Below are 23,821 nucleotides of genomic sequence, written 5' to 3'. Positions count from 1 at the left end.
ACAGCCTTAGGGTCATCTGGCTGAGGTTTTATTTCGGATTTCCCTCCTTGGAGTGAACCGTTCACCCGAACGGACTGCAAATTTACGAATATTTTTGCCAATCGAAATGGGTAACCCACAAAAAATCAAGTTCTTTCCATTCCGGCATCCTAACTATCCCACCGGCTTGACCTCCAGAAAAGGCAACCACTCCGCTGCATGCCGTTCGGCATATTCGGCCAGAAAATGAGACAGCGTCGGACGAAAAGGCATGCTACGCAGCTGCATGCCTGCCTGCTCGGGTGTTTTATCACCTTTCAGCGTGTTACAGCGATGGCAGGCCGTGACCAGGTTCTTCCAACTGCTCTTTCCTCCTTTAGAGCGAGGTATTACGTGATCCAGCGTCAGGCTTTTTTCGCCTCCACAATACTGGCAGGAATGCTGATCCCGTTTAAACAGGTTGTTCCGGTTGAGCATCACTCCTTTATAAGGAATGTTTTTATACTCGTAAAGGCGGATTACGGCGGGGTAGGGAAACACCCGGTCTACGGTTCGGATTTCCAGGTATTCAAAATGGACCAAAGGAGTCGCTTTTTCAAGAAAAGTCAGTACAAACGCCTTTTGAGCGTTGACAATGCCGATGGGTGTATGATCCAAATTCAGCACCAGTACCTTTTTTTCCATCCGCTCCTTCATTATTTTAAAAGATTTTTAACATGAAGAACCTGAGCATTGTGGGATTTGTTTTTCGATGCCGACCAATTTTCCGGGTCAAATTCCAGGATTCGGACCTTTCCCTCCACCAGGAGTAGCTGCCTTTCTCCCATATACAGGCCGACCCCGGAGGGGATTCCGTGTTCATTGCCGAAAATCAACATATCCGCTGCCTGCATTCCCGCTAAACCCACCTCCTCTCCTGCCGTAAGCAACGCAGAAAGATAATTCGGAACCCGGTAGCCCCCGATTTTGAAAACCAGCTGTAGCCAACTCCCTCCGAACAGGCCAAAAATACTTCTCCCACCCGACAGGTAGGGGGCATCGAGGAAGCCGATTGCAATGGTTACGAGCTGTTGTCGGGTTACTTTTTCAGAAAATGGTCGGCTTTCTCCTTCGAATGAAAAGGATGCTGCCCAATCGAAAAGCTCGTTTTGATCCGCATGTAGTTGGCTTCCGGGAAGCAAATAAACGGGGGTTTTGTCCCAGATAAGTTTGCCAATGGTACCGGTGGTAACGTGGAATGTTGCCTGGCCGAAAAATAGAAACTCCCTTTCTTCCAATTGCTGGTGTTGGGAGGATAGTATCCATCCGGTTCCGGCCTGGTTTTCGCCTTCGGCAAAGAGCCAATCGCCGTCTTTCGTACGGCGGGAGATCTGGTACAGTTCCCCAAAAAGCAACTGTGAACTCATCCCGGAGCCAGGCACCGGTTCCCGGTACATGGGTAGGAGCGTTACCCGGCAAATCCCATAGGCACGCTCAGAAAGCCATTCGTTGGAGGTCCCGTTTTGCATCTTTTTCTTTTATAGATTGCCTTTTATCATGGATTTTTTTGCCTTTTGCCAGTGCTATTTCCATTTTGGCAAGGCCCCTGTCGTTGATAAATATACGAACCGGAACGATGGAAAGACCCTTTTCCGAAAACTTATTTTGAAGTTTTCGGAGCTCTTGTTTCTGTAGCAATAGTTTGCGTTCCCTTACCGGGTCGTGGTTATAATGAGTGGCCAGGGTGTAAGGGGCGATGTGCATTTGCTTGATAAACAATTCTTCCCCTTTGAAATAGCAGTATGCCTCCGTGAGAGAAACCCTTCCTTCCCGAATGGATTTAATTTCGGAGCCCCGTAAAACCAAGCCTGCCTTGAATTTATCTAAAAATTCAAATTCAAAACTTGCCTTTTTGTTTTTAATATTGATAATCTTATCAAAAGTATTTTTTTTAGCCATGGTATCCAATTTTCATTTTTGCCAACGGACTGATGTCCAGGTCGCAAAATATTCCCGCCCGATACTTGTAGTGTGCTGCCATTGCCACCATCGCGGCATTATCGGTGCAATATTCGAGTTTGGGAAGGTAAATTTGCCAGTCGTTTTCGCGGGCTGCTTCTTTTAACGCATTCCGCAGTCCGGAGTTTGCTGACACCCCTCCTGCAATGGCCACCTCCCGGATTTGTTGTTCACGGCTCGCCTTCACTAGCTTTTGCATCAGCATTTTCACAAGGGTATATTGCACCGAGGCACAAATATCTTCCAGATGAGTCGCAATAAAGTCCGGCTCTTTTTTGATATTTTCTTTCAGGAAATACAAAACGGCCGTCTTGATTCCACTAAAAGAAAAAGCCAATCCCTTCATATCGGAAATGGGGAAAGAATAAGCCGTTGGATTGCCTTCGCCGGCCAGCCTGTCCAGGTGGGGCCCTCCCGGATAGGGCAGCCCCAGGATTTTGGCAATCTTGTCAAAAGCTTCACCCACTGCATCGTCCGAGGTTTCACCAAGTACCTCCATGTCCAGGTGACCCTTTACCAGGACCAATTGGGTATGCCCCCCACTAACGGTCAGACATATAAACGGGAAATTCGGCGAGGGTTTTTCAATAAAATGTGCCAGCACATGCGCTTCCATATGATTGACTTCGATCAAAGGAATATTCAGCGCATAGGCGAATGCCTTTGCAAAAGACCCGCCTACCAACAGGGCTCCCATTAACCCGGGACCCCGGGTAAAAGCCACTGCGGTCAGGTCTTTTTTGGAAATCCCGGAGGACCGGAGGGCTTCCGCTACCACTGGAATCAGGTGTTGCTGATGGGCTCTTGAAGCCAGCTCGGGCACCACCCCACCATATTTCTCGTGGACAGATTGCGTCGCGACAATATTATTAAGTATTTTGCCATCAGAAATCACCGCTGCCGACGTTTCATCACAAGAGGATTCGATAGCCAATATAGTACAACTCATTTAGCGTCTGTTGGAAAATAAAGCGAAAGTTAAGGAAATTTTAATGAAAGCCCTCAGGAGAGTCTTTCTGATCCTGCGATACCTGCTGTTCTTCCTTCTATTCCTGACCCTATTATTGCAAATCCCCTCCATTCAAACCTACCTGGCTGGGTTTATTACCAACCGCATCTCCACAGGTACCGGCTACCTCACCGATATTGGCCGGGTAAACATCCGCTGGTGGGATGCGGTAAGTCTACGCGATGTCCGGGTCTACGATCTTCAAGACAGCCTGATGGCCGATTTGGATGAGGTCTATATTGATTTTTCGGTTCGTGGCCTTCTGGACAAGGATCGACCCGGCCTGGACGAGGTAAATCTGCGAAACGGAAATGTCAGACTGCTGACCCACCCTGATGGGGAAGGACTCAATATTTCCGTATTCCTGGAAAGACTGCGGGAGACATTTTTTGTGTCACCCAACAAACAAAAACCTCCTGCCGCTACTTTTGGCATTGCTTCCATTTCCTTTGACCAAACTTCTCTGGACATCATCGACTACACCCAGCCGGAGATGGATATTAAATTCGATTATGCCAACTTACTATTTCGGGACCTGGTGGCCAGGGCGGAAAATTTTTACGTGCGTAGAGATACCGTGGCTTTTGATCTGCGCTACATGAAAGGTATAGAGTCTAATTCGGGCATGGTATTTCAGCAATTGCGTACCAATTTCACCTACTCCGGTACCGGGATGGAGTTTAAATACCTGTACTTGAAATCCAACGAAACAGTGATCAAGAACTACCTCCGGATGGATTATGAAACGGTGGCCGATTTACGGGACTTTAACCGGAAGGTAGACCTGATTGCCCAACTGGATGAGACGGTACTCGACATTCGGGATCTGAGGTATTTTTCGGATAACATTCCTGCTATCAACGACCGAATTTCCCTCAGTGGAGAAATCATCGGTAAGATAAATTCCATTTTTTCGGAAGAATTGCTATTGCGTTTTGGGGAAAGAAGTGCGCTATTCGGAAAATTCAATATTGAAGGACTTCCGCAGGTCGATAACACCTTTTTTAGCCTCTCCCTGACAAACTCTGTGTTGCTACCGGAGGATTTGTATCCCTATGTCAGTAATGAGGCCCGAAGGGAACTGGATAAGTTTGGGACCGTACGCTTTGATTCCGACTTTGGAGGGTACCTGAGCGATTTTACTGCAACGGGTGATTTTAGAACTGAAATTGGTCTGCTAAAAGGACAGGTGAATTACCGTGATAATGGAGGCCCTCCGACCTATGAAGGCCAGCTGGAAGCGGTGGAATTCGATCTGGGTGTATTGACCGAGGATCCTGAAAATTTTCAGAAAGTCAGCTTTAAAGGTGATATAAAGGGTACCGGACTCACGGTAAACACAGCACTTATCGAACTCGATGCAAGCATTAGCAAAATCGGCATAAACCAATACGATTTTACCCAGATAGAAACCAAGGCCACTTACGGAAAGGACTTGTTTCAGGGAACACTGAGTGTCAATGATTCGAATTTGGTGATGAGCGTGGACGGCACACTTGATTTACGAAACAACAAAGACTCTGCGAATCTGATGCTTCGTCTGGACACCGCTTTTCTCAACCGTATTCGCCTTACTGAAAAGGATATTTTCCTAAGCGGAAATTTCGAACTGGATACGAAAGGGATACATTGGGATACTATAGAGGGTGTCACCCGATTCAGGGATGTGCTGATCAGCTACGATGGCAGGGATCTTTTTCTGGACTATTTTCTATTTCAATCCTTGTTTACCGAAGATTCTCGTGTCATTTCCCTCAATTCGGACTTATTGGTTGCGGGGATCAGCGGGGATTTTAAAGTGCAACAATTAGGGCAGGACATCCAGCGACTTTGGGAGGATTACTATGCCATTCTCACGAATGACTACAGCCCAGCCGCCAGGAAACAACCGCTGAACGGAGATCCCTACCACATTGACCTGACGCTGGACCTGCAAGATCCCAATCCCATCTTGAACCTGATCGATCCCAGACTGTTTATTTCCAGCAACACCCAAATGGAAGGGGCTTTTTACAAAACGGAGCGCAATACGGTATTCAATTTTTATTCAGGAATTGATACCATTTATTACAATAATAACTATTTTATAAACACTGACATTGACCTCAACACCTCCAAATACAAGAACAGTGATGAAGTATTGGCTTCCTTCTACGTGCTTTCCAAGGAGATTCAACTGAATTCCGGATTTAACTTTCACAATCTTTCCATGGAAACGATCTGGGATCAGTCACGGCTAAACCTCTCTTTTTACCTGGATCAATTGGAGACGGAAAGCTATGCGAATATTTCGGCAGGGGTCAACCTTTCCCGGGACCAGACCCAGATAGAATTCGCCCCGTCGGAAATCAAGCTTCTGGAAGATTTCTGGCAATTTGAATCCGGCAATAGCATTACCATCGGCGCAGCAGAAACCCATTTTCAAAATCTCAAGATCTTTCACGAAAACCAATACATTTCCGCAGAAGGGAAAATCAATTTAGATCCCGGGGACCAGATGGAAATAACCGTAAACGAGTTGAACCTGAATTTCCTGAATTCCTTCGGTATGCGGGATTACGAGGGTACCGCAAATGGCCGGGTCAGCCTCGCCGAAGGCTGGAATAAAGAAGGCATGCAGGGCAGCCTGGCAGTGGAAGGCATCCGGATCAATGATTTCCTGGTAGGCGAAATTGAAGCGGAAGCCCTCTTCGCTGATCAAGCGGTCAACTTATCACTTCAAAACTATCGGGAAGGAAAGAAAGTAATCGAACTTTCGGGCAACCTGGGTTCTGATACACAGGAAATGGCCCTGAATGCTGCATTTGAAAATGCGAATTTATCGGTAATCGAGCCCTTCATTTCCGATTATCTCAGCCAGATCGATGGTAACCTTAGCGGAAACCTATCGGTAAGCGGCAGCATCACCCGGCCGATCGTCGAGGGTTTGGGAAGACTGGAAGGAGCTACGTTTCGGTTCAACTACCTGAATACTACTTATCTAATAGACGGAAACGTAATTTTCGAGCCCAATGACATTAGCTTCAGGGGGCTGGAGCTAAAGGACATAAATAACAACACTGCCCGGCTGAGAGGCGGGATCACGCACGATAACTTTGACAATTTCATTCTGGATCTGGATGCCTCCATCACCAATTTTCAGGTGATGAATACCAGTGCAGCCGATAATGACCTGTTTTTCGGCATGGCCTACGCCACGGGAGACATTAATGTCTTCGGAGCTGCCAATAACCTGGAACTGACCGCAAATGCTACCTCCCAACCCAATACCAGGGTGTACATCCCCATAGGGGACACCAACGGGCAATCTCAGGAAGACTTCATCAATATCATCAATGTCCGGGATACCACGCAATCAGTTAGTTTTGAGGAAAGCGTAGACAAGCTGACCATCAATAACCTTCGCATGAACCTCAACCTGGACCTTACTCCTGATGCCTACGTGGAAATTCAAATTGATCCCAAAACAGAAGAAAACATACAAGGCAGAGGAAGGGGAGTCTTGAATCTGAATATCGATACCCAGGGGAATTTCAACATGGCAGGAAATTTCGAAATCGTAGATGCTTTGTATAATTTTTCGCTGTATAACGTCATCAACAAAAAATTCCTAATCGAGCCAGGAGGTGTCATTAATTGGTATGGGGATCCTTATGAGGGGGTGATGGACATTTCTGCGGTTTATGAGGAAAATGTTTCCCTGACTTCCCTGCAAACCACTGCCAGCCAGAATCAGTTTGAAAGCAATCAGTTGAAGCGGCGGTTCCCTGTAAAAGTGATCATGGACCTGGACGGCCCCTTATTGTCCCCGGATATTGGCTTTGATTTTGATTTTTCCGAATTTCCGGAAGACAGTGAATTGCAAACTACCATATCTGCTTTCCGAAACCGCATCGCGAATGATGAGCAGGAAAAAAACCGCCAGGTATTTTCACTCATAATGCTACGTCGGTTTTCACCTGAGGGACAATTTAGCGGATCCGGCATTGGCTTTTCCAACCTCAGCCAGCTGATTTCTTCCCAACTTAACAACCTCATCGCTCAGGTAGATGAAAATCTTGAAATTGATTTTGACCTGGTAGGATTGGATGAAACGGCACTGGAAACGTTTCAGCTGCGGGTTGCCTACACCTTTTTCGATGGCCGCTTACGGGTAACTCGTGATGGAGGTTTTACCGATCTACAGGGAAATGCCGATTTTAACACCATTGCCGGGGACTGGCAGGCTGAATACCTGCTCACCGAAGATGGTAGGTACCGCGTACGGGTGTACAACCGCAACAATTTCAATACGTTAACGGCCCTTGGCATCAATAACCGTGCGCCCAACACGTACGGGGTGTCGGTATCCCAAAACCTGCTCTTTAGTTCATTAAAAGAGCTATTCCAGAACTTTAGTAGAAAAAGAGACCTGCCCATCAGCGATTCGGATGAATACCTTCGCGGCGATTTCACCATCGATCTGGACGAAGTGGCCCCCGAATTGTTTCAACCTGATCCACCAACAGATCCTTCAGGAATTCGCATCCTGGAAAAGGAACAGCCTGAAAAACCCTAAACATTTTTCAAATACCTGACTTAATAATTTATGGATAAAATAACACTGTTTTGGTTCCGAAGAGACCTGAGGCTGGAAGACAATCTGGGACTCTATTATGCCCATCAAAACGAAAAGCAGGTTTTGCCGCTTTTTATTTTCGACACCGAAATACTGGACAAACTCGAAGACAAAAAAGATGCCCGCGTGCAATTCATTCACCAACAGGTACAAAGGCTAAGGGACGAACTAGCCTCCTATCAAAGTTCCCTGCTGGTCCGGCATGGCAAGCCATTGGCTATTTTTCGCTCATTGACCCGGGAATACGCGATTCAGAACGTGTATACCAACAGGGATTACGAGCCCTATGCTAAAAAAAGGGACAAGGAGGTAGCGGCGTTTTTGCAGGAAGAAGGCATTGATTTTTACGATTTTAAAGATCAGGTGATTTTTGAAAAGGATGAAATCACTACGGACAAAGGTGATTTTTACAAGGTCTTTACTCCCTACAGCAAACGCTGGTTGCAAAAATTCGAAGCGGCCCGAATTACTCCTGTAAACCTGGATGGAAGGAAAAAATCTTTCTACCAAACCAAGCCAATGCCCTTGCCCAGTTTGAGCGCAATCGGCTTTAAGGCTTCGGAAACCACCATTCCATCGCCAGAAGTAGACAAAAATCTGATCCGCAAATACGACCAAACCCGGAATTTTCCTGCGAAAGCGGGTACGAGCCGGTTGGGCATCCACCTTCGGTTTGGCACTATCAGCATTCGTAAACTGGCACTGGAAGCAGCAGCGTTAAACGAAACCTACCTTAACGAATTGATCTGGAGGGAATTTTACATGATGATTCTTTACCATAACCCTGAAGTGGTGGACAAGGCTTTTAAACCTGCCTATGACCGCATTCCCTGGAGAAATAACGAAAAAGAATTTTCCAGCTGGTGCGAAGGAAAAACCGGTTACCCCATGGTGGATGCGGGCATGCGGGAGTTGAATACTACCGGCTACATGCACAACCGGGTGCGCATGGTCACGGCCAGTTTCCTGACCAAACACCTGCTTATAGATTGGCGTTGGGGGGAGGCGTACTTTGCTAAAAAACTACTGGATTATGAATTGTCCTCCAATAACGGCGGCTGGCAATGGGCAGCAGGCACCGGTACCGATGCTCAGCCTTATTTCCGGATTTTCAACCCCGCATCGCAATTAGAGAAATTTGATAAAGACAGGAAATATGTCAACCATTGGCTACCTGAATTTGGTACGGATAACTACCCGGAGCCCATCGTAGACCACAAAGCAGCCCGGGAGCGCGCTCTGGCAGTGTTTAAGGAAGCTCTGAATAAATAGGACTTGGAAATCGTTTTAAAGATATACATTCCCTTTTTAGCTGAAATGGTCTGATTCTGAACACCTAGATAACCTTAAAATAAAGGTATTGGGTTTCCTGCGAAAGCTTCAGGAAATCAGGTGCTGATCAAAGCCCAGCGCTACCAATCGCTCGAATGCGGTCCACACTTCTTCCGGAATGTCCTGATGGATTTGAAAGCCTTTTTTCGGGTATTCTCTAATGCGTTGCAGATCTCCGACCATGGATTGAATAATTATTTCCAGGGAAATGGATTCGGAGGGATAATCTTCAAAGGAAATGCGCGGACTGGTTACGAGCACGGATTTATCGGGCCAGTTCTTTCTAAAGGTGGCATAGGCACGCCTCTCCATAAAAGGTTTCTGAACGATAATAAAGGAGTGGGGATCCAATCCCTTGCTTTTCAATAGTTCCTGGGTAAACCGGATGTTTTCTCCGGAATTGGTAGAGCGGCTCTCCAGCAGCATGGCTTCATCCGGTACGCCCATCCGCCGGGCAATCCGACCGAAAATAACCGCTTCCGGATCTTCCCAAACACCTGCGGTAAAATTACCCAACCCTCCCGAAAAAATCAGCAAGGGAGCCATTTCTTCCAGCCAAAGTGCTGCACCTCGTTCGGCCACTCGAGGATCATGACTACCCAACACCAGGATCGCATCGCTTTTCTGAATGGTATGGCGAAGCTGGTGGTAATCCCATAATCGCCTGGCTAATTGTCTAACTTCCTGGGTGACGGGTGGTTGCTTATCTGTTAACATTCTTCCTATCGGCTATCGTAAAAGCTATCAGGTTTATCCTTTCATCTTAAAAATTCAATATACCGTCGGGAATGGTTAAATTCAAAATTCCTGTAGAAAAACACGCCTTCCAGGCTCAAAGATGTTCAAACAAGCCCATGAACCAAGCCCAACACCAGTCCTTATTTGATCTTTTTGACCGCTATGTTCCGGTCCTTAGTATTGCCGAGCCAACCTTTCCTTTTCAGCCAAATTCCTATCGGGAAGCAATGGCAAAAAAGAATTTTCAAACCGTACTGGTGCAATCGGATGATGGTCTTCAGAAATTTGACATTGGAGATTCGAACCTATCTCCCATAAGCAAGGCCGATCTGATGAATGCCAATACGCCTTTGGTCCTGGCTTTCGAAAAACTGCTCTCTAAAAGGCGGTTCTTTATTGAGACGGAAGGGACGATTTCCCATATTGTCACGCAAAGCGATTTGGACAAAATTCCCATGAGGCTGGTGGTATTTGGTTATATAAGTGCCTGGGAAACCTTTCTCAGGGAGCTCATCAAACATACAATCCCGGCATGGCGAGCCAGCCTGTCAGAAGAGCGGTTGGCCTCTGCCCAGGAGTTATATCAACTCAAATTGCGACGGAACGAAGAAATTGACCTGATTCAGTGCTTGCAATTGGCGGACCTGGGGAGTATTTTTTCCAAGCAAAAACGATTCAAGAGCCTGATGCCCGGGGCCAGCAGAGATCAATACGATGCCATGGTCCGGAACATTGGCAAACTGCGGGACGCGCTGGCCCACTCTCAGCCCAGCCTACCCTTTTCCTGGAGGGAAATCCACACGCAGCTCGCTTTTATGCGGCAGGCCATACAATTGAACTCCTGATGCTTTAAAACCAGACTCGGATCCCGGGCAAGATATGGAAGCGGTATTTATTCATGATCCGAATTTATTAATTTTGATCTGAAATCCGGCTTCCACACTGTTTACACGTCCTAAAATTTTATTAGCGGCTTCCGTTTCGGATTTAATCCTCTCTTTCCGCCATTCTTTTATTGCCAGGACCAATGAATTTTGACATTCTATTTATATTATTGTATGTTTTTCTATGGTGAAACTACCCAACATACAGCGGGGCAAAATTTATATCATGCTGGCCATCCTGACATGGTTTGCGCTGCTATTTGTTGACCTGGTGAGACTATTCGGGGAAATCAACCAGATGGAAGGGGATATCTCACGTGAAATAACCTGGATACTGGAAATCATTTTTTTTATCGTACTCTACCTTTATTTTAGTTATTCTATTAATAAAAATGAAAACAGCAATTTCCTCAACCTAATCTGGAGGGCAGCTTCCACTGGTTTAATTGCTACCCTTACTTCTTTTTTAATTATTTATTTTTATTACCTGCTGGATGGAAGCCGTTTATCAGAGGATCCTTTACTCAGAAATTTCTTCTATCACGTCAATTTTGCCCTGACTTCTTTGTTTTTGATCTCCTCGGCACTTCTTTGGAAGCATCTGATCTTATATCAAAAAAGCAAAGCGGTGGTGCAACAATGGCAAGCCTACGAAGTCATCCTGCTCATTAGCATGTTTTTCGTACTCATCAACCAGGAGAGCTACGATTATGGCTTTATGTTTGGCCTGATATTCCTGATTATCTATGGCATCATATTGTCGGTCAACTTAAAATGGATCCCTTACCTGACTTTTCGGGAAAAATGGAAGTCCATCTTATTTCTTGCCATCATCATCGCTTGCACCGCTTACCTGCTGGTACAACTGGTTTCGTATAATCAAAAAAACATCGATTTTGTCAATCTGAGCGAAAACCTCTTTCTGCTTGGGCTCTTTGCTTTTGTTTTAATTTACGCTGTATTCAGTTTTCTGGTTACGTTATTCAATCTGCCCACCTCCTCCGTTTTTGAACAGAAACTAACTGAAGCGATTAGTTTTCAGAAATTGAGCCAATCGATCCAGCCCGGAGAAAATGAGGAACAGGTGTTGGATATATTGATGGACAGTAGCATGAGTGCCGCCTATGTAGATGCCGCCTGGCTGGAGCTCCATGCCCAGGTGGAGGAAGATCAGCCTGGCAAAATCCTTCATCAAAAGTTCATTAGCAACGGCGAAAGGCAAGATCTCATGGCAATATTGAAAAAAACAGAGCCTTTTGCCGGTTATCTAAACGAGCTGAAAGGAGGCAAGTTGGAGTATATTTACGGAAAGATACGTCACGAAACCTTTCAATCTGTATTGATTATTCCCATCCGGGCAAACAAAAAGATTTTGGGAGACCTGTTTTTGCTCAAAGAGGTGAAAGACGGGTTCAACAAAGAAATGATCAATATCATTTCTACTTTCGTGGGCCAAACGTCGATTTCCATAGAAAATTACCGCCTCCTGAAAGAGGCCATCAAAAATGAACGTTACCGTGAAGAACTGGAAATCGCCCAACGCGTTCAGCGGAGTCTTCTACCTTCGGAATTGCACCACAATGAATGCTTTGAAATAGACGGGTTTTCTGCCGCCGCAGACGAAGTGGGCGGCGATTATTATGAAACGTACCGCTTTGACCGGGATCATTTTGCACTCATTATAGGAGACGTATCCGGAAAAGGAACTTCTGCCGCCTTTAACATGTCCCAAATGAAAGGCGTATTTCACAGTCTGGTTCAACTAAACCTGGGCCCAAAAGACTTCTTGACAAAAGCCAACAGTGCTCTGAGCCGTTGCCTGGAAAAAAACAATTTCATTACCACTACGTATTACACGGTCAATACCAGAGAAAAGGAGATCCATTTTGCGCGAGCGGGGCACTGTCCCACGCTGTATTATTCCGAAGAGCGAGGAGCCTCCCGCTTCCTTGACATCAAAGGAATGGGATTGGGCATTGTACGGAACCTCAGTTTTGAACAATATATCGAGGAAGGCAAAATGAATTACCTGCCCGGGGATGTCATGGTAATGTACACGGACGGAATCGTGGAGGCCAAAAATGAAAACGGACAGGAGTTCGGATACGATAATTTGCGAAATATACTGGACGAGAATTACCATTTGAGTGCTCGGGAAATCAGAACGAAAATAATTGAGTCTGTCTTCGCATTTGTGGGGAAGGAAATCCTTCCCGATGATGATTATTCCCTATTGGCGATCAAATTTAAAGCATAAACTTAATCATTTGTAAAGCGTATAATCGAGTATGTTATCAATCAATATGACGGCTGCCCGGGAACACCTGGTCATTGCCCTTAACGGTGAGGTCGATGCGAGTAATTCGGTCGAACTGGATGAGGTGATACAAGAGGCACTTTCCGGAAGCGTCCAGAAAATTCTGGTCGATGGCAGAAATCTGGAATACATCTCCTCTGCAGGGCTGGGGGTGTTTATGTCTTATCTGGAAGACTTTCGGGAGAATAACGTAGCCTTCGTCATTTTTGGTTTGAACGAAAAAGTGATGAACGTATTTCATATCCTTGGACTAGACCAACTCATCTCTATTAAAAATACGCAGGAGGAAGCCGAAGAATCGCTTTATGACGCATGAACTAAAGCTATATTGCGAAAAGAGCCGGTTAGCTGAGCTCCGCTCCTTCATTGCGGAAGCCTTGTCGGCTACCCAACTCAGTGCCATTAGTCAAAATCAATTGATTTTAGCAGTAGAAGAGGTCTGTGCCAACCTTATTATCCATTCTCACGATTGCAATCCACTGAGTCATATCTGGCTTACGATTCATTTAAATCCTGAACGCATCATTTTTGAAATCAAAGATTCTGGAAAAGCGTTCAATATTATTGAATATAAATCACCCGAAATCAATGCGGTAGTCAAGGAGAAAAGAAAAGGGGGGCTCGGACTGCTTTTGGTCCGAAAAATCATGGATAAAATCGAATTTGAAACCGACCATGCATTCAATACTTGCCGGTTGACCAAAAAATTGAAATCCAAATAAATGTTAAATCCTCTCACATATCCCCGCCATCCTCCCGTATTGTGGGGTAAAATTCGTAACATTGCGGATTAGAAAGCATCATTTGTCCTATGAATTTAACGCATGTATATTTCCTTTTTTGGGGAATTTTATCTGCCAGTGCGGTCCAGGTTCCTGATAAATTCAGGGATGATCCGGACTCATCGGACTATCTGATCAAAATTGCCGATACCCCCTCTGACAAGGAGGAGTTTGTATACATTCTAAATAAAAACCGGCAAAATCAGGAGGGAGCCCTCAGTCGAGCGGAATTTGAAGAAAACTTCGACCTGTTTATTGACTATAAACTAAAGGTAAAACATGCCATTGATCTGGGACTGGACCAATCGGAGGAGTTCCGGACTGAATTTGAATCCTTTCAGAAACAACTCATCAAACCCTACCTGCTGGAAAACGACTTGCAGGAGGGTGAATTACGAAGGGTTTACCACCGAATGCAGGAAATGGTAAAGGCAAGTCATATTCTACTTCAGTTCCCCCCCAATGCCAGCAGCGAAGATTCCATCGCTGTTTTCAGAATGGCGGAGAAACTCAAGGCAGCGGCGGAGAACGGGGACGACTTTGCCGAACTGGCAGCCCTTCATTCAGAAGACCCTTCCGCTCAAGCCAATAAGGGCAACCTGGGATATTTTACGGCCCTTCAAATGGTACTGCCTTTTGAAGAAGCGGCCTATTCCCTGTCCGTTGGAGCAATTTCAGAACCGATCCTTTCCGATTTTGGCTACCATATTATCCGGCTGGAAGACCGCCGGCCAAATCCCGGACAGGTGCGGGTATCCCACCTGTTGCTCCGTGTTGATCCGGAAAAGCCGGAAAGCGAGGCCCTCGCCCAACGGAAAATTGCAAAGCTTTTCGAAAGCGTACAAACCAACCCTGAAATCTGGCCCGAACTGGTGAGTAGCTACTCGGAAGATACAGGAAGTAAATCCAACAAGGGACTGGTACCATGGTTTGGAGTAGGTTCCCTGGTTCCTGAATTTGAACAGGCCGCCTTTTCCCTGGACGAGCCAGGAACTATTTCCAAGCCTGTCAAGACCCAATATGGCTATCACTTACTGAGATTGGAAGACCAACGGCCGGTGCCTCCCTTCGAAGAGGTAATGCCCACGATAAAATCCCGAATACTGCGTGACAGCCGCTCGGAGATGCTCCGCAGCCAGGTAATGGCCCAGCAAAAATCAAAATTGGGGGTAGGTGAAAATGCCAGCCTTTGGAAAAAAATCGAGGAAACAGTAAAGACTAGCCAGGGAAAAGCTGTCGCCGAATGGTGGAGCAACCTCGAAACAGCCGAATGGAAGCAAGACAGCCTTGTGTGGTCCAACTGGGAACAAGCAAGCACGCAGGACTTTGCCCGGTTCCTTGAATCCCAAATTGGATTCGCTGATTCCGTGATGCAGCAACCCTTTGAGTTCTGGTACGATCGGTTTATGACAACACTGCTGAGCGAATGGGAAGCAGCGCATTTATATGCTTCCAATCAGGAATACCGGCAACTGGTAAATGAATATCGAAATGGCATGTTGCTGTTTGAGCTGATGAACAATGAGGTGTGGCAAAAAGCGGTCGATGATAGTGTGGGACAACGAGAGTATTTTGGAGAACGCCGGGAGAAATATCGCTATGGAGAACGCCAACCTGCCTTTATTTTGAAAGCGGATGCAGGTAAGGACCTGTCGGAGGTCAAAAGCTGGCTTTCTACCCAGCCCTATAGTGAAGACCTGGAAGAAAGGGTAAAAAAACAGTTTCTTGCCGATGACCCTTTAAAATTTACGCTCGAACAAGGGGTTTTTGAGATTTCCGGGAAAGAGATTCTTACCGACCTGAATCCGGCACAATCCTTCCATAGGATCTCAAAAGGTGGAGAAACGATACTGGTAGTCACCGGAGAAAAAATCCCGGCACAAGGGAAAGCTTTTGAAGAAACCAGAGGCAAATTGATTCAGGATTACCAGCAGTTTCTGGAAATAAAGCTAATGGCTACATTAAGAGATACATACACCATCCAAATCAACGAGGATGAAAAAGAAACTACCTATCGGGAACTTACGAAGTAAAGCGGCTTTGGCCCTAAGTAGTTTACTGCTGCTTAGCTCCTCCTGTGACTTTTTTCGGATCAAAACCGAAGAAGAAGACCCGGACAACCCCGTGGTGGCATCGGTTGGAACCGCCAATCTATACCTGACTGATATTGATCATATCAGCAAAGAAATGGCCTCAGGTCTGGATTCCGCAGACCTGGTAAACCGATACGTACAGAGTTGGATAAAAAAACAATTGATGATCCGGGAGGCACGAGAAAATATAACCCTGGACGAAGCCGAAATAAATCGCAAACTCCTGGACTATCGTTATGCACTGATTGCTTATGAATACGAAAAAAATTTCGTGGAGGAAAGCCTGGACAGAGAAGTCACTCCGGAGGAAATTGCAACCTACTACGAAGCCAACAAGCAGAATTTTGCCCTGAAAGAAATTATAGTCCGTACCAATTATGTCAAATTGGAAAAATCCCTGCCCCAAAAACGGCAACTGGAGCGGTTGTTGGGTAATGACCGGGAAGAGCAAGGAGATGAACTAAAGGACTTTGCTATTCGTTATGCCAACAATTATTTCATTGAGGATTCTACCTGGGTTAAATTCGATGACATTATCATCAATACGCCCCTTACCCAGAACAACAATCAGGTACAACTCCTTCAAAACGAACGATTGATCAATGTAGATGACGAAACCTACTCGTACTATTTTAAGATTCTGGAGTACCGCTTGCAGGATCAGGTTCCGCCGCTTGAATTTGTCAGAGACGAAATTTCCAAGATTATCGTTAACAAGAGGAGAGTGGAGTTAGCCGACAAATTAAAAAGAGATATTTACAACCATGCACTTGAAAATAATGAGTTTACCATTTATGAATAACTGGTCCAGAAAATTAACCGTACTATTGCTTGCAGGACTTGTATTCAATCAATTCACCTGGGCACAAGATACTGATAGCACCCTGGCGAGCAGCGAAAAACCGCCTTCTGAAGAAAAGCCTAGCGGGCAGGTGTTAGATAAAATTATTGCCAAAGTGGACAATTACATCATTCTGGAGTCCGACTTGCAGAAAGCGTATCTGGAAGCCATCTCTCAGGCACAGCAGGGCATGGAAACGCCCACGCGATGCCAGATATTTGAGTCCCTGCTTATAAATAAGCTGATGATGGCCAAATCGGAAATAGATTCTGTAATCGTGTCGGAAGCAGAAGTGATCATCCAAACCGATCAACGGTTCAATATGGTACTTCAGCAATTCGGTGGAGATGAGGAAACCCTGATTGAAGCCTATGGTAAAACCGCCGATCAGCTAAAGAGTGAAATACAGGATGCAGTAAAAGAACAGATGGTGGTACAGAAAATGCAGGGAGTCATTACCGAAGGCCTGGAAGTTTCTCCCAATGATGTCCGGAAATTTTACGGATCCATACCCAATGATTCACTTCCCTTTTTCTCGGCTGAGGTGACAGTGGGTCAAATAGTCAAAAAACCAGAGGTAAGCCAGGCGGAGAAAGACAAGGTGGTGGAGGAGCTGCTTTCCATCAAGCAACGAATTTTGGACGGGGATGCTGATTTTGCGAGCATGGCCACCCAATATTCTGAAGATCCGGGTTCTGCGGCTCAAGGTGGTGATTTGGGCTTTTTCAAAAGGGGGGAACTGGCTCCGGAATACGAAGCTACCGTTTATGAACTGAAACCTGGAGAAATCAGTGATCCCGTGGAAACCATGTTCGGCTTTCACATGATCCAACTTCTGGAAATAAGAGGAAATACCTTTAATTCGAGGCATATTTTGCGCATCCCTACGCCATCAGAAGGCGACATCGAAAAGGCCGAAAGGTATCTTGATAGCCTGCGACAATTGATAGTGGATGAAGAAATCACCTTTGCCAAAGCGGCTAAAGAATACTCAGACGACAGGGAAACTTCCGACAATGGCGGTTTCTTTACAGATCCCGGAAACGGCTCCAATAAATTGACATTACGCACCTTGGAAGATCCGGTACTTTATTTTACCCTGGACAGTATGGAGGTTGGAACACTAACTAAGCCGATACGCTATGACGACGAAGACCCCCGAACCGGCCGATCCGAGCCGGGTGTGCGCTTACTGTTTTACAAAGAGCGATTTCCTGCACACAGGGCGAACCTTTCGGACGATTATGAAAAATTAAAAGCTGCCTCCCGTAGAAAAAAAGAAGAGGAGATACTATCCAATTGGTTTGTATTGGCAAAAGAGGAAGTGTTTATAGACATTGATCCCCAATACGATCGCTGTGAAGTGCTGACAGATTAAATCAAACATTCCAAGCTGGATTGGACGGATCAGAGCTCTCACCATCAGGCCTTTCCGGTAATTTAGGTAAAATCAAGCACCCACTGGCATTAGCGAACGGTCGGTTCCACTGTTGAGTTGAGTTTTCGGTTATAAAAACTCCAATGCTATTTCCCTCGGGGTCGCAGCGCTTGCGCAGGGTTACGCGGTGCTGCCAACATAGCGTTCGGTTTTATTGCGAATCGGGCTCGAGAAAACCATCGAGGTCTCGAAGACCTCAACGGTTATAGAAGAACCCTGACCTTTGGGGTTTCCCAAACCCCGAAGGTCTCTTCTGAAACGTACACGAAAAAAACCATCGAGGTCTCGAAGACCTCAACGGTTATCAATATTGTCTTTGGGGTTCTCTGTGTTTTCAGTGAAAAAAATTACTTGGTGGCAAGCACCACTTTCTGCTTTAAAAATCGGCTAAAATCCCGGATCCTTTCCGAATCATGGTACTTCAAGGCTGTGACGGAAAATTGATACGCTACCAGCGGATTGCCTTCGTTAAAATACCGGATCGCCTGGTTAAAATATTGAAGGCCCAGGAGATTTTCAAGATTAATTTTCTGGTAAATTTCAGCAGAGGAAAAAGACGCTGCATTTTTAGATTCTTCCCACATAGTCTTATCCCCGGAATAACTACTCAGGTATTCTTCTTTTTGGTCCGGATCTGCAATAAAACCACCCTGAGGGTCGGTCACTTCCAACAGCACCTGCCTATCCTCCACGGCCACCTGTAAAAACACATGATAGGAAGTCTCGATTACTTCGTAAGAAAATTCGAAATGGTCCAGGAGGGCCGCCAAAATGAGTGAACCGCTGACACAATCGTAAAGCCCCTCGTTCAAGGCATCCTGATCCAGGGTAAATTGCCGGTACTTGTGAAATAAATGTTGATGCGATCGATAAAAAATGGATCGTACCATCCTTTCGGAATTACCAAAACGGTCAAAATCCTTTTCCAATTTCTGATACAGGGAGGCAAAGGGATCACTTTCGGCTACCCAGGTCTGAATCAGGGGCCGCTCGTTTTCTGGTAAATTGGACATCATCCATGCAGACTCATTCCCGTTCCCGGCCAACAATAGCCCCGGTATACAATACAGCCCTATACAAAGAAGAAACCAACGCATTTCTATAGATTAATCCAATGTTAACATAAGTTAACAATTTATTAACATAGAAACAAAAAAAATATCCCTTCTGTTTCGAAGAGATATTTTTTTTAGGCGTGTTTTCGCTTTCAGAGCGAATAGGAAAAATTAAAATTAATCAGTGTTCCCGGATTGAGACTAGAGAAAATCTGATCTTCTGCCTGGTAGGAACGGAATACTTCCTGACGGGATTGGTTCAGTAAATTTTGAACATTTAATCCGGCTTTTATCCTTTCTTCCAGGCCAAAGGTTTTATTGATACTCAGGTTGACGGCATGGAATGGCACGGTATAGGTATCGGTACGGTTGCCGAACCCTACGTAATTCAGCGTTGATCCCTGGACGTTGTAAAACAATCCCGCTTCCAATCCATTCACAAAGTTGTTGTAGGCAATACCTGAATTGAGGATATACGGCGCCTGTCCTGCCATATCGCGTTTCGCTGAAATTTCCTGCCCTTCCCTGGCAGTCAATTGCCGGGATCTCAACTCCGACTCCGACAACTGAATGCTGGATTCAGTAAGGGTCCCATTAAAGGTGAAAAACAGGTTTTCCAGTTTTGGGGCAAGAAAAGCCAACGATTTTCTCAATTCCAGTTCCAATCCTGCCACGGTACCATTTCCTACGTTCCGGGGCTGAAAGGCTCCCGGGTCTGACAAAAACTGCACCATCTCGATGGGTTTATCGAAGGTTTTGTAAAAGGCACTGACGGAAAAAAGCTGTCCCGCAGGAAGGAATTTCTCCCATCTCAGATCAAAGTTATTGATGCGGGTCGCTTCTAATTGCCCGTCCCACAAAACCTCTGTACCTCCATTCGTAACTTCTTCGAATAAGCCGCCAACAAACGTCCGGCCGGTAATCGGGTCAAGTATCTCGGCAAAGGACATTTCCTTAAAGGAAGGGCGGGCGATGGTACGGGAAAACGAAAAACGGATATTTTGATCCTCTCTGATGCTATTAATCAGATTGATCGTTGGAAAAAAGTCCATATCATCCAGCACTTTTTCATTATCGAAAACGATCGTTTGCGTCTGATTGGTTCCGGTGTAATGCTGGTCAAATTTTTCAGCACGTAGCCCAACGATTGCTTTCAATTTATCCACAGGCGAGAATTCGCTGTGCACGTACAGTCCCAAATTGGTTAGGTTTGCCTGAAAACTGTTCGGGTTATTGGGAATAAACAGTGGATTATATCGCACTCCGTTGCGGTTCGTCTCGGAAAATAGATTTTCTTCCCGAAGGACCTCGTTCGGGTCCCCTGTGAAGGTGGCATTGCCAGTGGAAAACTGAAAATCCTCAATCAGGAAATCTCTTTCCTTGTAAACGTAGGAAGATCCAAATTTCAGTTTTGCCACTTTCCCAAAAAGCTGGTGATTATTGGTTAAATCCAGTTTCCCTGCCAGGTTTTGCTCTTCCAACGAACGCCAGATTCGCTGCGGCAGGCCGACTTCCGAAGAAATCGTCTGGTTAGGCCTTCGAAAACGAAGGACCCGAACATCGGGATCATCGATGGTGGAAAAAGTAGGTGAAACCTTCCAATTTACTTCCCAGTCACCCTCTTTCAGGTAATGGAAGCCACTCAACATTAGATTGGTAAGCGAGCGCTGGCTGTATTCTATATTATACTGGTCCGCCTGGAATACCGCACCCAGATTCGTGTTTTCAAAGTCAAAAACGCCGACTTTGGATTCGCCGTTTTGCAACCGAATAAGATTTAGTCTGTATTTAGACAGATCGGTTTTGTATGCCAGGCCAAATAGACCTCCCAGCATCACGTTATTGACTCCAAAGCTACCCATGGATTTCTCCAGCGGTTGCAATTCCAATTCACTGTTATCCCTGGGTTTGGCATACAAATTATATTCCGCATCCTGAAAGTACTCCGAGGAGTTTTTGTAGGTAAGGGCAAAATTATAGCCCAGGGTGTTATCTCCAAGGGCGAACTGATTTCCAAGTGAAAAGCCAACCCCAAAATTCATGGCATTCTGATCTCGCATTCCCCCAAATTCAGGATTAAAATCCCGTAAAATTCGCTGGTACAACTGCCCTCTTTCCCCGGAAGGATTTCCAATGACATCCACAAATTGGGGAATATCCCTAACTCCTTTTGTAGGAATGTCCCTGTATCCATTATCAAAACCTAGAAAATCGGTGCTGCTGGTTCCGGCACGTAAAAAATCAGGGTTAAAATGCATGGAAGGATTATAACCTCCACTGAGGGAAATCCGCATGGTTTTTTCTTCCGGAAAATCTTTGGTTTCTATATCCACCACTCCTCCGGTAAAATCTGCGGAAAGGTTACTGGTAAAAGATTTGGAAACGATAATGTTATCTATAATATTGGTGGGAAATATATCCATTTGGATACTGTTTCTATCCGGATCCAGCCCGGGAATATCCACTCCGTTGAGTACCGTCTTGGTATACCGGTCTCCCAGTCCGCGAATGTATACGTATTTTCCGCCTTCGATAGAAACACCGGTTACCCGCTTGATGGCAGCGGCTGCGTCTCCGTCTCCGATTTGTCGAAAGGCAGCAGAGGAAATTCCGTCTATGAGTTGGGCGGCATTTCTCTTTACCGTCAATAGGGCCGCCTCGGTCGTGCGAATGGCTTCTGCAGAAATGGTCACGGTCTCCAGATCGGAGGTATACTCCGCCAATTTCAAATTATCCAAAACGGTCACTTCCCCCGAGGCAACGGTAATCCCCTCCAGGTTTAAGGTATTATAGGATATGAAGGAAGCCGAGAGAGTATAGGTACCCGGTGATAATTGGATTTCAAAATCCCCATCAAAGTCGGTTACGGCTCCCGTTTGGGTGCCGACTACAGACACCGCTACTCCAAATAAGGGCTCTCCGGATGCCTCGTCATAAATAGTACCCCTGATGGTACCTGTTTGCGCCACCGCCGCGCTTGACAAAACCGCCATTCCAAAGAAAAGCCAGCTTATGATTAATGTTTTCATTGAATTAATAATTTTAGATATACAGCGACATATAGATAGATAGATAAAAAAGTAAGGAAAGGGATGGGGTATCCCCATCCCTTTTAAAAAATGATTTAGTGGTTGTGATTATAAATCATCCAGTTCTCCAGCCACAGCGGCCCAAGACCAACCTGCGAAAACAGACTTATCTGCACCAACGGTATTTTCACCGAGTGCTACTTCACTTGCGTGGGCGTCCGTTCCATTTCGGAAAACAGTAGATAAAGACACTCCATCTGGCAGGGTAACCTCCAGGTTATTGAAGTTTAGGATGCCATTCTCGAAGTTGGCAAGGCTTGCATCCCCGCTTAGAGACAAATCTCCTCTTCCTTCAGTTTCGGGATCGGCCGGATCGGCAAATCCAAAGAAGTAGATATTTTCAAAAGTACCCCTGGCACCGTCTCGGAAATCTCCTAACTCAGACGCAGCATTTCCTCTTACGGTTCCATTGATCAAGGTGTGTGCATCATTATAGGAGCCTTCCGGGCCATCTATTTCTAATGCATGATCAGTATTGGAACCACAAAGTAGGATGAAATTATCCATAGTGCCGGCCCAGGATTGATCGGTATCCAGTGCATCATCAGCTGAATTCCAAACGATTGCATTCGTTACATTGACGGTACCTCCAAACCACTCGATGCCATCATCCTGATTCGCAACAACCTCAACGTTTTCAATTACTGTGGTAGAACCTACGCCTCCAAGCGTCAGGCCATTAATTTCATTACCTTCCCCGATATTGGATCCACCATGTCGGATAGAAACGTACCTCAAAATACCAGAATCATCGGCAGGATCATCTCCACCATAAAGTCCATTGCTATCAGAAGGAGGAATGCCTTCAATTTGTTTTTCCGACACATCACCTTCAAAAGAACTTGGGGCTCTTCCTAATATGATCAGTCCTCCCCAAAAGCCATTCAGATCGGCATCCAAATTAGGACTTGCGATCATACCCGGCTCAATCTCATCGGCTACGGAAGTGAAAATAATGGGTTCGGTTTCAGTTCCCTGAGCATCAATTTTCCCACCTCTGGCAATAATCAGTACAGTAGCGTTGGGTCCTGAACCTGCTTCACCTTTTACAATCACACCTGGTTCTATTTTCAGGGTAGCACCATCGGTAACCACAATTCGATCTCCCAAAATATAGGTCTTACATGATTCCCAGGTTTGATCGGAGGAAATATTCTCAGAAATTCGGATTACGGTAGCGATCTCGCCAACAGTGAGTACGTGGGTAACCGTCTGGCTGTCCCCGTTGCTATCGGTAGCAACAAATTCGAATACCACATTTTGGTTGGCATCCTCATCAACGGAGGTATACGAAAACTCGTGTGTTGCGGAAGTCTCTCCGTCGAAATTTATGGTTTCTATGGTAGAACCATCCTTACGGATAACCAGCGTGGCCAGCCCATCCGCTGCACTGATATTGGCAGTGACCGGACCTACCCTTTCGCCTGCTTCAATGACAGCAGTGGGAGGTACTCCGGAAATGGAAACAAAATTATTGGGTTCCTCCTCTTCGCTACAAGCGGACAACAAAACTGCCGCTAGCACGAAAAACATCATTCCTTTGAAAACTCTTTTCATAATTTAGGTATTAGATTTAGTAAGTCAGATTATTTTACTTCTGCAAAATTGACTTATTTAATCGTAGTCCCTTCGGAAAAGAAATTATCAA

General features: G+C 45.7%; 17 protein-coding genes. 9 read left to right on the top strand and 8 right to left on the bottom strand.

Annotated elements, in window-relative coordinates; all coding sequences use genetic code 11:
* Window positions 1–153: 153 nt before the first annotated feature.
* From GJS45_RS09400 to tsaD, 4 genes are read right to left on the bottom strand one after another with little or no spacing between them, the layout of a single operon-like run.
* On the bottom strand, window positions 154–663 hold the full coding sequence (locus GJS45_RS09400; protein WP_162341931.1) for an HNH endonuclease: 510 nt from the start codon (window positions 661–663) through the stop codon (window positions 154–156).
* 11 nt (window positions 664–674) lie between these two features.
* Window positions 675–1,487, bottom strand: a complete 813-nt coding sequence (locus tag GJS45_RS09395) for an NlpC/P60 family protein (protein ID WP_162341270.1) — start codon at window positions 1,485–1,487, stop codon at window positions 675–677.
* Window positions 1,453–1,917 carry an SsrA-binding protein SmpB gene (gene smpB, locus GJS45_RS09390; protein WP_162341268.1) on the bottom strand — a complete coding sequence of 155 codons (465 nt, stop codon included), beginning with the start codon at window positions 1,915–1,917 and terminating at the stop codon, window positions 1,453–1,455. The genes GJS45_RS09395 and smpB overlap by 35 nt, the downstream gene beginning before the upstream one ends.
* Window positions 1,910–2,926, bottom strand: coding sequence for a tRNA (adenosine(37)-N6)-threonylcarbamoyltransferase complex transferase subunit TsaD (gene tsaD, locus GJS45_RS09385; protein WP_162341266.1), 1,017 nt, complete (start codon window positions 2,924–2,926; stop codon window positions 1,910–1,912). Before tsaD ends, smpB begins: the two co-directional genes overlap by 8 nt.
* Before the next feature lie 43 nt (window positions 2,927–2,969).
* On the opposite strand from tsaD, the gene GJS45_RS09380 reads away from it, so the two are divergent.
* Both GJS45_RS09380 and GJS45_RS09375 read left to right on the top strand, forming a co-directional pair.
* Entirely contained in the window at window positions 2,970–7,544 is a 4,575-nt protein-coding gene (locus tag GJS45_RS09380) for a translocation/assembly module TamB domain-containing protein (RefSeq protein ID WP_235954696.1), read from the top strand.
* 30 nt (window positions 7,545–7,574) lie between these two features.
* The gene (locus tag GJS45_RS09375) at window positions 7,575–8,876 is read left to right on the top strand and encodes a cryptochrome/photolyase family protein (RefSeq protein ID WP_162341262.1); all 1,302 of its coding nucleotides are present in this window, start codon (window positions 7,575–7,577) and stop codon (window positions 8,874–8,876) included.
* 108 nt (window positions 8,877–8,984) lie between these two features.
* Here GJS45_RS09375 and GJS45_RS09370 read toward each other — a convergent pair whose 3' ends face one another.
* The gene (locus GJS45_RS09370; protein ID WP_162341260.1) at window positions 8,985–9,653 is read right to left on the bottom strand and encodes a YdcF family protein; all 669 of its coding nucleotides are present in this window, start codon (window positions 9,651–9,653) and stop codon (window positions 8,985–8,987) included.
* Between the two features lie 137 nt (window positions 9,654–9,790).
* Between GJS45_RS09370 and GJS45_RS09365 the strand changes: the two genes are divergently transcribed.
* The 7 genes from GJS45_RS09365 to GJS45_RS09335 all read left to right on the top strand — a co-directional run bounded on the left by GJS45_RS09365 (window position 9,791) and on the right by GJS45_RS09335 (window position 17,969).
* Window positions 9,791–10,519: a hypothetical protein gene (locus GJS45_RS09365; RefSeq protein WP_162341258.1), complete on the top strand. Its 729-nt coding sequence runs from the start codon at window positions 9,791–9,793 to the stop codon at window positions 10,517–10,519.
* A gap of 223 nt (window positions 10,520–10,742) precedes the next feature.
* Complete coding sequence (locus GJS45_RS09360) at window positions 10,743–12,815, top strand: GAF domain-containing SpoIIE family protein phosphatase (protein ID WP_162341256.1); 2,073 nt, start codon at window positions 10,743–10,745, stop codon at window positions 12,813–12,815.
* A 31-nt stretch (window positions 12,816–12,846) separates the two neighbouring features.
* Complete coding sequence (locus GJS45_RS09355; RefSeq protein WP_162341254.1) at window positions 12,847–13,191, top strand: STAS domain-containing protein; 345 nt, start codon at window positions 12,847–12,849, stop codon at window positions 13,189–13,191.
* On the top strand, window positions 13,181–13,597 hold the full coding sequence (locus GJS45_RS09350; protein WP_162341252.1) for an ATP-binding protein: 417 nt from the start codon (window positions 13,181–13,183) through the stop codon (window positions 13,595–13,597). The genes GJS45_RS09355 and GJS45_RS09350 overlap by 11 nt, the downstream gene beginning before the upstream one ends.
* A gap of 89 nt (window positions 13,598–13,686) precedes the next feature.
* Window positions 13,687–15,690: a peptidylprolyl isomerase gene (locus GJS45_RS09345; protein ID WP_162341250.1), complete on the top strand. Its 2,004-nt coding sequence runs from the start codon at window positions 13,687–13,689 to the stop codon at window positions 15,688–15,690.
* A complete protein-coding gene (locus GJS45_RS09340) occupies window positions 15,653–16,552 on the top strand; it encodes a peptidyl-prolyl cis-trans isomerase (RefSeq protein ID WP_162341248.1) in 900 nt (299 codons plus the stop codon). The genes GJS45_RS09345 and GJS45_RS09340 overlap by 38 nt, the downstream gene beginning before the upstream one ends.
* Window positions 16,530–17,969, top strand: a complete 1,440-nt coding sequence (locus tag GJS45_RS09335) for a peptidylprolyl isomerase (RefSeq protein WP_162341247.1) — start codon at window positions 16,530–16,532, stop codon at window positions 17,967–17,969. Before GJS45_RS09340 ends, GJS45_RS09335 begins: the two co-directional genes overlap by 23 nt.
* A gap of 407 nt (window positions 17,970–18,376) precedes the next feature.
* On the opposite strand, the gene GJS45_RS09330 is transcribed toward GJS45_RS09335, so the two are convergent.
* The 3 genes from GJS45_RS09330 to GJS45_RS09320 all read right to left on the bottom strand — a co-directional run bounded on the left by GJS45_RS09330 (window position 18,377) and on the right by GJS45_RS09320 (window position 23,730).
* On the bottom strand, window positions 18,377–19,126 hold the full coding sequence (locus GJS45_RS09330; protein ID WP_162341245.1) for a hypothetical protein: 750 nt from the start codon (window positions 19,124–19,126) through the stop codon (window positions 18,377–18,379).
* A 110-nt stretch (window positions 19,127–19,236) separates the two neighbouring features.
* A complete protein-coding gene (locus GJS45_RS09325) occupies window positions 19,237–22,113 on the bottom strand; it encodes a TonB-dependent receptor (protein WP_162341243.1) in 2,877 nt (958 codons plus the stop codon).
* A gap of 108 nt (window positions 22,114–22,221) precedes the next feature.
* Window positions 22,222–23,730 carry a hypothetical protein gene (locus GJS45_RS09320; RefSeq protein WP_162341241.1) on the bottom strand — a complete coding sequence of 503 codons (1,509 nt, stop codon included), beginning with the start codon at window positions 23,728–23,730 and terminating at the stop codon, window positions 22,222–22,224.
* Window positions 23,731–23,821 lie beyond the last annotated feature (91 nt).

It is taken from the genome of Cyclobacterium salsum (assembly GCF_010119245.1).
Classification (GTDB): Bacteria; Bacteroidota; Bacteroidia; order Cytophagales; family Cyclobacteriaceae; genus Cyclobacterium; species Cyclobacterium salsum.
This window is presented reverse-complemented; position numbering and strand designations above follow the sequence as displayed.